This window comes from Acinetobacter sp. CFCC 11171 (genome assembly GCF_003268405.1).
Lineage (GTDB): Bacteria > Pseudomonadota > Gammaproteobacteria > Pseudomonadales > Moraxellaceae > Acinetobacter > Acinetobacter amyesii.
In genome coordinates, this window is the sequence record NZ_LQXP01000025.1 from 42,863 (window position 1) to 54,671 (window position 11,809).

An 11,809-nucleotide genomic window follows, 5' to 3' on the forward strand; every position below is an offset into this window, starting at 1 on the left:
TTGGCAAAATATTTAAATTGTCAGACAATTTTAAGCTGTGCGGTGATTCTCTGCCTATATATTAGCCTTACCAACAGCCGTTAAAGGAAATCATCATGATGATGCCAACTTGGATGTTTCTGGTAATAGCGATTGTGTTAGCAATTGTTATAGGACGACTAGGAACAGTGCTGAAGGAACAGTTAACTCAAAAATAAGCAGTCAAACGCTTTCACAGTTAATAAGTAGCATGTGCCGAACCGTCGCTATGCTACTTTTTTTTGCCTAAAATTTAGTCTTTGTAAAAAATCAGTCAATTGCATTCAGCTTGATTCGTGGCACAGTGTGTCGTTCAAATTAGAGCAAATACTCTTTTATTCATTTTTTGCTTCTGATATGTTTGTCGTGATGGACATAAACACAATTATAGAGGACAGGAAAATGTCGAGCGTCCAAAAAATATGCCAGGGTGTGGCAGTTGTAGCAATAACAAGTACATTATTCGCGGGTTGTTCGCAGGTTGTAAAAACCGGTGCTAATGTTGCACTCGGATTTACCGAAAAACATATTGTGCCACCAATTTTAGCCATGGAAGATGCTGAAATGGTGTGTAATTCAGGTAATTCATTAACCCCAGCCATTATGGCCACTAAAGATATGGGCGCAGACCCAACACGTGTGGCAGTGTTGATGTATTCAGCAGCAGGAATATGTGCAGAACAAAAAGCCTTAGATGCAGAGTTACGCTATTTACGTGCATCTAAAGCCAACCAAGTGACAGAAGCACAAGATGCCCGTGTTGAGCAAAAGCGTTGGGCGGCACTTGCGGCACAGCGTCAATATACTGGCTATCAATTATTTCAAGATCGTTTTGAAAAGAAGTATAAGAAAAGTCTAGGTGAAGGCTGTCAAAAAATGAACAGCGACATTGACCAAACAGTGTATATGTTGGGAATGTTAAGTGGCTTACAGGCCATGACCAATGATATTAACTCAGGTGGGGCGGTAAACGTTCCGAAAGACATTGCTGCGATTGTTGAACGCGGTATGGTGTGTCTGAATAATGAAAAATTCTGGGGCGCACCAAATGCAACCCGCGCTGTGATCTGGACCTTATTACCGGGTGCTGGAGATGGAAAACCTGATCCATACCAAACCTTAAAACAATCCGCGCAAATTGGTGAGCAAAAAGGCGTAAGACTGTCACATGCGTTATATGCAGTTGCTGCACAAGCCAGTGGCGATGATGCGAAAATTCGTGATGCATTACGTACCTTTGCACAAGCGCGTAGTGATGAAAAACCTGTTAACCCGCAATTTAAGCTCATCGATAGTATGGCTGAAAGCATGGTGAAAGGGATTTCAGATCGTTATTGGACTGAACATACAGGCGTTCGTACCGGTGATGATGGTATGGAACATTTCTGGGATGAAAGTGCCAATAGTTCAGAACTCGATGATTTGTTTAGTGGTGATGATAAAACCAGTGGGGCTACAGAAACGAGTGGTGCTGCAACAAATTAATAAAGCATTTAGTCCAAATGTGAGGTACAGGGGGAGCGAAAATGAAAACACAATTTTTAATTCCGAAAATTGTCTTTCTTGCCGTATTCGTTTCGATCTGTGCCTCGCTACAGGTATTTAAAGACTATTTTATCTACTGGCAAGATGATTTATTTCATGACTTTTGGCGCTTATGGACGGCCCATTGGGTTCATGTTGGTTGGATTCATTTTGCTTTAAATATGTTGGCCTTTATCTGCTTACCGTTTATTTTTCCAAGAGTTTCAATATGGCACTTTGTTGCCATCTTATTGATTTTATCCCCTTTAATCAGTCTAAGTTTCTATTTTTTCCTTCCCGATATTGAAGCCTATGCAGGATTATCTGGTGTCTTGCATGGCGCTTATGTTGCAGTCGCTTGCGTACATTTAATGTATAAACGGGAGCGAAATTTTGCAGCCTTTGTTCTCTTGCTGATTTTGGCAAAATTGGTCTGGGAAAATACCGTAGGGAATACCGGAACGGCAGAATTAATAGGAAGCCCCGTTTTAGTCGAAGCCCATTTATTGGGGGTGATTTGGGGCATTGTCATCGCGGTGTTTTATCTTATTGGTAATTATTTCTGGGATCGCTAGCGCACTTTAGGTGATTGGGTTGACAAAAAAAACCGAAAAGAAAATACATATTGTCATTTTAATGTTTTGAATATTGATGCAAATTTAAACGTAATAATAAAACAGTTAGGTCAGGGAAAGGAACTTCTCGAGCCGATAAGGAAAAGGATGCTTGGCTCCGCTAGGCTCCAAAATAAAAAATAGGAAGACTCATGCAAAATGATGCACAAAACAGATCCGGCATCGTCGGGCTGTTAAGGTATGTCTGGACAGAATGGATTTCGACTCTAGTCGTGTTGATCTTGCTTCTGCTTACATTGATTATCGGGACAGGGGAGATGATTCATGGTCAGCTTCTGCGTACTGGTGAGCGTTTGTATGGTAATGAAAGCATTGGGATGCAGTATTCATTTTTACGTGCAGAACCGACCAAGCCAGATTGTGACCGCCACCCAGATGTAGAAAAAATGGTGCAAACGCAAATGAAAGCCAATGCGGCTGACGAATTTGCTGACATTTTTGGTACAGCATCTGAATCCGATGTACGTGCATCGGTCATGGCAGGTGTACAGCAATGTGAAGAAAAATTCCAATTTTATGACAAAGCAAAAGCTTATTTAGATGAGCATCCAAGTATTCGTACTTATCGTGCGATTGAAACGACATTCTTTGGCATCTTTAAATTTGGTTCCGAAAACCGTGTATTGATTCTTTTACTGATGGTCTTGGTGTCTGCCATTACTGCTTCAGTGAAGTTCCATCATATTGGTCTACGTGCGCCAACAACACGCTTGGATTATAAAGTCTATGCTTTATTCATGGCGATTGGGAATGGCCTATTAACCTTCTCGGTATATAGTCAGTTTAATTCAGTCCTAAATTCTGGGGTGAAATCGACCACAGAAACCTTGGCGGTATATTGGTTGTGGCTAGCCCTGTTTGGTATTGTCACCCTCATCAGTATTTATCAGTTCTTTAAACCACCTGCGGCGAAAGAACCGGGGCCGGGGAATATTGGTTTTGCGCTATTGAGTGTACCGTTGTATGCCTTTATGGCGATTATTACGGGTGTAGCATTTACCTTCTTTATGGACTACCCAATGGGTCAGGGGATTTACCTCGGACAATTGGTCGAATTCTCTGGGATTTTCCTGAACCTTGCACTGTTTATTTGGGCCGGGATGTTATTGACCCAACGCGCGTGATGGATTTGTTCTTGGGGATTTTACGTCCATGGAACTTAGCACCTGAGACTTTGACGTGGTTAATTCTGATTGCCGCGGCTATTCCAACTGCTTATACCGGTGCTTCGGGGATCTTTGTTGTAGCAGCAGGTGCAATTATTTATAAAGAAGTGTGGAACTCTGGCTCTCGTCGTCAGTTCGCACTCGCTGTATCTGCAATGTCAGGTTCCTTAGGTGTGGTCATCCGTCCATGTCTATTGATTATCCTGATCTCGATGCTTGATAGCCGCCATGTGACGTCAGATGAGCTATTTGATCACGGTATCTATGTGTTCTGGCTCACAGCATTCTTGTTCTTGGGAATTTCACTGTTCTTGGCAGAAACACGTTTCCGTGTGGCATCGCCGAAAGTGGCTATTCCGGGCATGCTGAAAGCGTTCATTCCTGTGATTCCGTATATCGTACTGACCTTGCTTGTCATTGCTTTCTACAAGTACGGTTTAGATACACAAATGGATGAGTTCACCGCACCTGTGGTTCTACCGATTATTCTGATTGTTTACATTATGTTTGATCGTTGGTTTGCAGATCGTTTTACTTCGCAAACTGTAGATGCACATGAACAACTCAGCTTACAACATGAGCAAAGTTCTGAGTTCATGCGTGAACATGGTGGACATGGGGCTAACCGTCGTGGTTTCGGTAGTTCAATTTGGTTTGCCTCTTCAGAAACGGTTGGACACATTGGCGCATTAATTATCTTAATGGCCTTGTCGGCAAGTGTCGGCGGTTTGATTGAACGTACAGAAATCGTTGAATTATTACCAACGCATTTGGGCAATATCTATATTTCGTTAGCCTTTATCGCATTGTTGTTGGCGATTATTGGTATGACGACAGATCCATTCGGGGCAGTGATTTTGGTTGCAGCAACGATTGCACCAGTCGCTTACGAAAATGGTATCCATCCGATTCACTTCTGGATGATCGTTTTGGTTGCCTTTGAGCTCGGTTATGTTTCGCCACCTGTAGCGCTGAATCACTTGCTGACACGACTCTCCGTCGGGGATGAAGAGGTGCGGGCAGCGGATGCAGAAGCAAAAGCCCAATACACCAATTTCTATTATCGCTATGAACGTTGGATTTTACCGATCCTTGTATTGTTCCCAGCTTTGGTGATCGTGACTTATGCTCCTTATATTCTGAAACTGTTTGGTTGGTACCAATAAATTCGCAGTGAGCTATACAAAAAGCACCTTCGGGTGCTTTTTTATTGAATAAGGGGCTGTGCATTTGATGGTAAATGGTTTGAATCTTTATGACTTTTTAAACTTATTTTGTAGGATTGGACTACAGAGCAAAATCGCTAAAAATATAAAAGCAAAGCCGAATAGGCTGTAAATGTCTGGCAGTTCCTGCCAAAGAACAAAGCCCCAAATACCTGCAAAAATAATCGTGATATAGTTCACGGGGCCAATTTGACCTGCGGGTGCGAGCTTATAGGCATTGGACATAAAAATTTGACTGATATTGGCCAAAAGTCCCGCTGTAATCAGAAAAGCTAACTCTTTTAAACTATAGGGACGCCAGAGCCAAAACATTGGGATCATGGAAATAAGTGTGCCAAAAAAGCAGAAATAAAACACAATGCGTTCAGGCGGTTCTGTTGCTGTAAGCGCACGGACAGTGACAAATGCCATGGCTGCCAAGAAGCTTGCGGTTAGTCCGATGAGTGATAACTGATTGAACATTCCTGCATCGGGCTTTGCGACGAAGAGGACGCCAATCAAACCAATGACTGCGGCAATGAGCATTCTCAGGGTCATTTTTTCTTTTAAAAATAACCATGCAATTAAGGGAATGAAGATCGGCGAGGAATAGGTGAAGACCATGGCATTGGAGAGTTTTAAGTGTGCGATGGCATAAAAAAAGCCATACATTGCCACCAAGCCTACGATTGAACGCCATGTATGCATCCACAGTTTTTCAGTTCTAAAAAATGTGCTCCCTTTTTGCAGGATCAAAGGGAGAAAGATCAATAAGCCAACCGCATTTCGAAAAAATACGATGGTGGCATTATCTACCGTGTGAGATGCGTAGCGTATACAAACCCCCATGATGGAAAAAAGCAGCGCTGACAGCATGAGAAAGCCAATTGCTTTGGGGATATTCTGTGGTGTAGTAGTGGACATAACAAAAAGGCTAAAAAATCTGATGATATTCTAGCCTATAAGTACGCAGGGTGTAGCAGAAGTCGGTTATTTTGCTTGTTGTGCTAACTGGGCTTCGAGTAATTTAATTTGTTCTTCTTTCAGTTTAATCAGCTCATCTGCATCTGAATGCTGCTGTTTTAAGCTTTGTTCCTGATCATTCAATTGCTGTTGAATGTCATCTAATTTGGCAATTTCTTCTTTGGCTAAAGAGGCATTTTCAGGCACAGCTGCATCTAAAATGTCTTCTTCGACCAATTTAATGGTGTCAGTCTCTGCGGTAGGGACTGATGCTTCAGTTTCAGATTGGACAGGGACTGCAACAGGCGGTTTAGCCGGTGCAGCGACCATTTCTTCTTGAAGTACAGATTTATCAGCTGTACTGCTGCTTAACCATTGATATGCAAAAAAGATAGCAATCAATAACGTTAAGCCCCCAATGATTCCAACTAACAGTTTTGGATTATTTCTTTGATCTACTAGCATTATGTGACCTTAATTTTTATTTAGGCTGGCGCGGCTTAAATTGGATCACACCGATATCATCTGGCACGGCTGGTTGTTCAGGTTGATCGACATGAGTCGGTCGATTTTCACTGTAACCACAATCAATGCATTCGATCCATTCGTCTTCGCCAGAGGTCAGCATGACAACCCGGTCCATCGCTTGGCATTTTGGACATTTTGCACCTGCAATGAAGCGTCGTTTAATGGTCATCATACTTACCTTGAATCTAACTAAGGTCACTAGTTTAAGCGTTTTTAGATGCGTTCGTCCAACCTTGATGACGCAGCAAAGCATCTATTTTTGGCTCGCGTCCACGGAAATTGATAAATGCGTCAAGTGCCGTATCTTTTCCGCCAACTGCTAGAATAAATTGTCTAAACGACTTGCCAGTCGAAGTATTAAAAATTCCTTCATTTTCGAATCGGTCGAAGGCATCACTCGCCAAAACCTCTGCCCATTTGTATGAATAATAACCAGCAGCGTAACCACCTGCGAAGATATGACTGAAACCATGTTGGAAACGGTTGTACGAAGTGGTGGGTGCAACCGCATATTTTTGACGAATATCATCTAAGGTTTGTTGGATGCTTGCAGCGTCCAAAGCAGGGTTGGCTTTATGGATATTTAAGTCAAACATGGCAAATTCAATTTGACGTAAAGTTTGCATCCCTGACTGGAAGAAGCGTGCATCTAACAGCGCTTTAAGCAGGTGTTCAGGCAGAGTGTCTTGGTTTTCAATATGCGCACTCAGCATATCTAAACTGTCTTGATCCCAAGCCCAGAATTCCATGAATTGGCTTGGTAATTCCACCGCATCCCAAGCGACACCGTGTGTACCTGCCACAGCAATATTATCCACTTCGGTCAGCAGGTGATGTAAGCCATGTCCAAATTCATGGAATAGGGTGATGACTTCATCATGCGTTAAAAGCGCGGGTTGATCTGCCACAGGTGGGGTAAAGTTACACACCATATAGCAAATTGGTTTTTGTAAACCTTGTGCCAATTGCATGCGTGAACGGAAACCACTCATCCATGCGCCGCCGCGTTTGCCTGTACGGGCATATAGATCAAAGTAAAAACCACCAATCACTTGACCTTGATCTTCAAGTTCAAAATAACGTGCATCAGGATGCCAAACAGGGGCAGCGCGCTCAATAATATCGACATCGTATAAACGCTTGACGATGCTAAATAGACCTTCAACCACTTTCGGTGCAGGGAAATATGGTTTTAACATTTCTTGTGAAAGGTTAAATTGCTGTAATTTTAATTTTTCAGAATAGTAGCCTGTATCCCACGGTTGTAAGGTATCAATCCCATCTTGGGCGGCAATGGCTTTGAGTTCGGCAATTTCTTGTTCTGCAGGTGCACGAGCATGTTCTGCCAGTTCACGCAGGAATTGATCGACTGCTTCGACACTTGGTGCCATTTTGCTGGCAAGGGATAATTCTGCATAGTTGTTAAAACCGAGCAATTGCGCCATTTCTTGACGTAAACGCAAGATTTCTTCCATGATCGGGGTGTTGTCAAATTCAGACTGGGCTGATTGATCGGACGCGCGAGTAGTGTATGCCTGATACAAGGTTTCGCGCAAAGCACGATCATCGGCATAGGTCATAATGGCTAAATAGGCAGGAATATCCAGTGTTGCCACAGCTTGTTCCAATTCGCGTTGCTGACCATATTGTTTCAGCAATTCAACGCTGCTTGGCGGTAAACCTTTGAGCTGATCTTCGGACAATACTTTGTAATAGGCTTGGGTGGCATCCAACACATGATTGGAAAAGTCTGATGACAGTTGCGATAAACGCGCTGAAATTTCAGCATAGCGTTTTTTAGCTTCACCTTCTAAGGCCACACCTGACAGTTTAAAGTCGCGCAATGCCAGTTGAATTGCGCTTTGTTGTGCAGCAGGCAAATCTTTAAAGGTGTTGGCGTCGTGAATATGTTGATAGCTTTGATACAACACCGTGTGCTGACCCAATTGAGTGTAGTAGTCGCTTAAACTTGGTAACAGCGCTTGATACACTTCGCGGGTTTCAGGATTATTCATGACCGCATTTAAATGTGACAGCACGCCCCATGCTTCGCTCATGTTATTTTCGAGCTGATCAATCTGTTCTAAAACATTTAATTGCGCCGTCGTATTTTCAGGTACTGCAGTCAGATTATTTAAAAAGTTTTGTCCCTGCTGAATGGCATGCTCAATTTTTTGTTTTAAATCTGCCAGTGTAATTTGATCAAATTGTGGAACAGGCAAAGTTGCCTTTTCTAATGTCATGTCGGTCTGCCGATTTATTTCCTGTGTTATTTGTAGAAGTAAGGCTTCTAGAAGGATAAATCAAGCCTTGGGTGCTATTTATTCGCTCTTGTTTCACCGTGGATAGATTGAATATCTTGGATGTAGGTGCCAAAGCGCCCCTCAATGACCGATAATTTTATGAATAGATTTTGATTTTTGTAGTGTTCATATTCATCTACATTGATTCGAAACATACCAGTAGAGTCATACGGTGTTTCAATAGAATAGTAGACACTTCCTTTTTTACCATGTTTTTTAACAGCGCTTGCTTCCAATGTCACCACAGTAGGTGTACCCAAAACTAGGGTATGAAGCAGAGGAGGATAGACAACTAGATTTAAGTAAAGAAACAGAATTACAAAAATAGGGAAGAGGAGTAAAAAATAGAATTTTGGCTTTTTTTGTACATTTGTCCATGTACGTGGAATGATCCATTGTCCGTATCTATGCAGAACATAAAAGTAGATCAAAACAGCCAAATAAATCAACGTTGCAACAATGAAGGCTGTGATTTTGACTTGATTTGTTGGGGTGAAGTCTATAAAAAAGAGAGCAATCAGTGCTGAAATACTAAGTACAAAGACTAAGCATATTACATATTCATGGTAATAGTATTTAGTAATTTTCTGTGATGTCATGATTTTTAAGTGGTTTATTTTTATAGAGATATATTAAATGAAAAAGAGCGCCGTAGCACTCTTTTTTATTTAGTAAAATTTACTCACCCTTTGCTTTGGCATTGGATTTTTTCTTTTTTACTTTTAACTTTTTCTTCACTTTATCTTTAGCCTTCGCTTCAGACTTTGTTGCAGATTTTTTAGCAGGTTTTTGGCTGTAGGAGCTGGGTTTTCCTTTGTCTTTTTTGCGTCGTATGGGCTGTTCTCCATCTTCAGCAACGTTGGTTTTACGCTCTGAAAAGACTTCTTCTTTGGCTGTGGGTTTTGCAACACGAGGGGCACGCGCGCGAATAGCACGGCCTGCATGGCTCAATTGTTGAATCAATTCAAAGTCGATTTTGCGCTCTTCTAGATTTACACCAGCAACTTTAATTTTCACTTCATCGCCGAGACTGAAAACTTGACCGCGAGATTGACCAATTAAGCTCTGACTTGGTTGGTCATAGACAAAGAAGTCATCACCCAATTGGCTGACGTGGATCATGCCATCAACATATAAGTCTTTGAGCGTTACAAACAGGCCAAATTCAGCAGTTGCACTGATGGTACCGACAAACTCTTCACCCAAATGCTGCTGCATGTAATGGCACTTCAACCATGTAGTGACAGAACGTGAAGCTTCATCAGCACGGCGCTCGGTCGCAGAGAAGTGTTCACCTGCATCATCCAGCGAAGCACCAGAAATTGGATAAGGTTTTTTCTTCAATTGTGCTTTGATGGCACGGTGAAGTAACAAGTCTGGATAACGACGGATTGGAGATGTGAAATGCGTATATGCTTCGTAAGCCAAGCCAAAGTGACCTGCATTGTTCGCGCCATAATAGGCTTGCATCATTGAGCGGAGTAAAACGGCATGAATGCTTGGAGCATCAATACGGTCTTTCGTGGCATCAATCACGGCTTGATAGTCAGCTTGAGTCGGCTGTTCAGGGAATGGAAGACCCAATAACTTCACAAAATCACGAACCTTTTGAATACGTGAGAACTCAGGTGGTTCATGCACACGGTACAGCATCGGAATTTCGTTTTTTAATGCATATTCTGCCGCTGCGACGTTTGCCAACAACATGCATTCTTCAATTAACTTATGTGCATCATTACGGCTACGCGGTAAGATTTCATTAATACCGCCAAGCTCATCAAAAGTCATATAAGTTTCAACGGTTTCAAATTCCATCGCGTGGCGTTCAGCACGTAAGCCTTTCAACACTTGATACAATTGGAATAGGGTATTGACCGATTTACGCACATCACGGTTTTCAGGAATGGCTTGACTATTACCCTCAAAATATTCGGCAACTTGGGTATAGGTCAAACGAGCTTTTGAATGCATCACACCCGGATAGAATTCAAACTTAGTGACACGACCCGCGCGAGATAAGTTTAAATCACAGACCATACATAAACGGTCTAGGTGTGGGTTCAAAGAACATAAACCATTCGACAGCGCCTCAGGCAACATCGGCAATACAAAATGAGGGAAGTACACCGATGTACCGCGCTCTTGAGCTTCGTCATCGAGCGGTTTACCCGGACGTACATAATGGCTGACATCGGCAATTGCCACGACAACACGATAACCACCACCCGGACGTTTTTCCGCATACACGGCATCATCGAAGTCGCGGGCATCTTCACCATCAATGGTGACAAGCGCTAAATCACGTAAGTCGACACGATCTTCACGATCTTGTTCTGATGGCTCTTTAAAGCTGTTGGCTTCTTGTTGTACCGCTTCAGGGAATTCGTAAGGTAAACCAAATTCTAAAATGGTTTGTGGAATAATAATTTCAGTGTCTGCTTTATCTGCCATCGACTGAACAATATGACCTGTCGCAAATTCTTCTTTGGTTGGGTAGCTGTCAATCGCAATACGCACAGAGTCGCCGAGTTTGACTTTGGCATGCTCGATTAATTCTTTTTCTAAAGTAATCGGTTGGTGTGCATTGGGATTTGCCGGTTGAATAAAATATTCACCTTCATATTCAGACACTTTACCAATAATTTCTTTGACACGATGCTGTAGAACTTCAGTAATAAAGCCCCATGCCTTGCCTTTACGGTCTACCGATGTTTGGCGGACTTTAACACGGTCACCATTAAACACCTGACGCAACTCACGTTCAGGAAGTAAAAGGTCATCTTCACCGCTAATATTGGCTGTGCCTAAACCTTTTGAGTTGATATAAACCGTTGCTTCATGAGTCGGTTGCTCAGCTGCAAGCTGGAACTTAAATCCATCTTTCATCAACTGACCATCTCGAACCATCGCAATCAGACGATGACTCAGCGCATCAATACTTTTTTGATCGGCAATTTCAAAATGTTCTACAAGATCGGCATGCGACATTGCAGTTTTCAGTTGTTCAATCGTCTCTTGAATTAGAGTACGGCTTGGAATTGGATTGTCATAACGTTCGGCTTCAGCTTTTGCTTCAGGATCGACCCAGTTTTTCATATGTATTTGGCTTCAAATCAGAAGATTAGGATTAGCATAAGTCATGCAAGCAGATACTGCACGCAATTGATTGCAATAAAGTGTTTTATGCCGATATTTTATAAGGTTTAAAGCTGAAAAGTAGAGGACAGCAGTGCGTGCTGAATTAATTTTGCACTAATTTTTTGAAAATCGTTTAAAAAATATCTAATTGAGTAAAAAAATGAAAAAAATATAACGACTGTGCTTGCAGTCGTATCATGATCTTTGTATTATGGCGGCACGTTACGGTGAGATGGGTGAGTGGCTGAAACCACATCCCTGCTAAGGATGCATACGGGCAACTGTATCGAGGGTTCGAATCCCTCTCTCACCGCCACGATTTACTTATG

General features: G+C 42.3%; 10 protein-coding genes and 1 tRNA gene. 5 read left to right on the forward strand and 6 right to left on the reverse strand.

Going from position 1 to position 11,809, the window contains the following annotated elements:
- Nucleotides 1-420: 420 nt before the first annotated feature.
- From AVJ20_RS12385 to AVJ20_RS19005, 4 genes are all read left to right on the forward strand, one after another.
- Nucleotides 421-1,503, forward strand: a complete 1,083-nt coding sequence (locus AVJ20_RS12385; protein WP_111885420.1) for a hypothetical protein — start codon at nucleotides 421-423, stop codon at nucleotides 1,501-1,503.
- 41 nt (nucleotides 1,504-1,544) lie between these two features.
- Nucleotides 1,545-2,117: a rhombosortase gene (rrtA, locus tag AVJ20_RS12390; protein WP_078192449.1), complete on the forward strand. Its 573-nt coding sequence runs from the start codon at nucleotides 1,545-1,547 to the stop codon at nucleotides 2,115-2,117.
- A 191-nt stretch (nucleotides 2,118-2,308) separates the two neighbouring features.
- Nucleotides 2,309-3,301 carry a hypothetical protein gene (locus AVJ20_RS19000; RefSeq protein ID WP_416240548.1) on the forward strand — a complete coding sequence of 331 codons (993 nt, stop codon included), beginning with the start codon at nucleotides 2,309-2,311 and terminating at the stop codon, nucleotides 3,299-3,301.
- Complete coding sequence (locus AVJ20_RS19005) at nucleotides 3,301-4,509, forward strand: TRAP transporter large permease subunit (RefSeq protein ID WP_416240549.1); 1,209 nt, start codon at nucleotides 3,301-3,303, stop codon at nucleotides 4,507-4,509. The genes AVJ20_RS19000 and AVJ20_RS19005 overlap by 1 nt, the downstream gene beginning before the upstream one ends.
- Nucleotides 4,510-4,596: 87 nt before the next feature.
- Here the strand turns inward: AVJ20_RS19005 and AVJ20_RS12400 are convergent, their stop codons facing one another.
- The 6 genes from AVJ20_RS12400 to rnr form a co-directional block, all read right to left on the reverse strand.
- Nucleotides 4,597-5,472: a DMT family transporter gene (locus tag AVJ20_RS12400; protein WP_111885421.1), complete on the reverse strand. Its 876-nt coding sequence runs from the start codon at nucleotides 5,470-5,472 to the stop codon at nucleotides 4,597-4,599.
- Nucleotides 5,473-5,538: 66 nt separating this feature from the next.
- Complete coding sequence (locus AVJ20_RS12405; RefSeq protein ID WP_111885422.1) at nucleotides 5,539-5,976, reverse strand: hypothetical protein; 438 nt, start codon at nucleotides 5,974-5,976, stop codon at nucleotides 5,539-5,541.
- 16 nt (nucleotides 5,977-5,992) lie between these two features.
- Nucleotides 5,993-6,202 carry a YheV family putative zinc ribbon protein gene (locus tag AVJ20_RS12410; protein ID WP_171256675.1) on the reverse strand — a complete coding sequence of 70 codons (210 nt, stop codon included), beginning with the start codon at nucleotides 6,200-6,202 and terminating at the stop codon, nucleotides 5,993-5,995.
- A gap of 40 nt (nucleotides 6,203-6,242) precedes the next feature.
- On the reverse strand, nucleotides 6,243-8,282 hold the full coding sequence (locus AVJ20_RS12415) for a M3 family metallopeptidase (RefSeq protein WP_111885423.1): 2,040 nt from the start codon (nucleotides 8,280-8,282) through the stop codon (nucleotides 6,243-6,245).
- A 74-nt stretch (nucleotides 8,283-8,356) separates the two neighbouring features.
- Complete coding sequence (locus AVJ20_RS12420; protein WP_111885424.1) at nucleotides 8,357-8,941, reverse strand: hypothetical protein; 585 nt, start codon at nucleotides 8,939-8,941, stop codon at nucleotides 8,357-8,359.
- 79 nt (nucleotides 8,942-9,020) lie between these two features.
- Nucleotides 9,021-11,438: a ribonuclease R gene (gene rnr / locus AVJ20_RS12425; protein WP_111885425.1), complete on the reverse strand. Its 2,418-nt coding sequence runs from the start codon at nucleotides 11,436-11,438 to the stop codon at nucleotides 9,021-9,023.
- Nucleotides 11,439-11,706: 268 nt separating this feature from the next.
- Here rnr and AVJ20_RS12430 point away from each other — a divergent pair.
- Nucleotides 11,707-11,796: transfer RNA gene (locus tag AVJ20_RS12430), tRNA-Ser, on the forward strand.
- The last annotated feature ends 13 nt before the right edge of the window (nucleotides 11,797-11,809 follow it).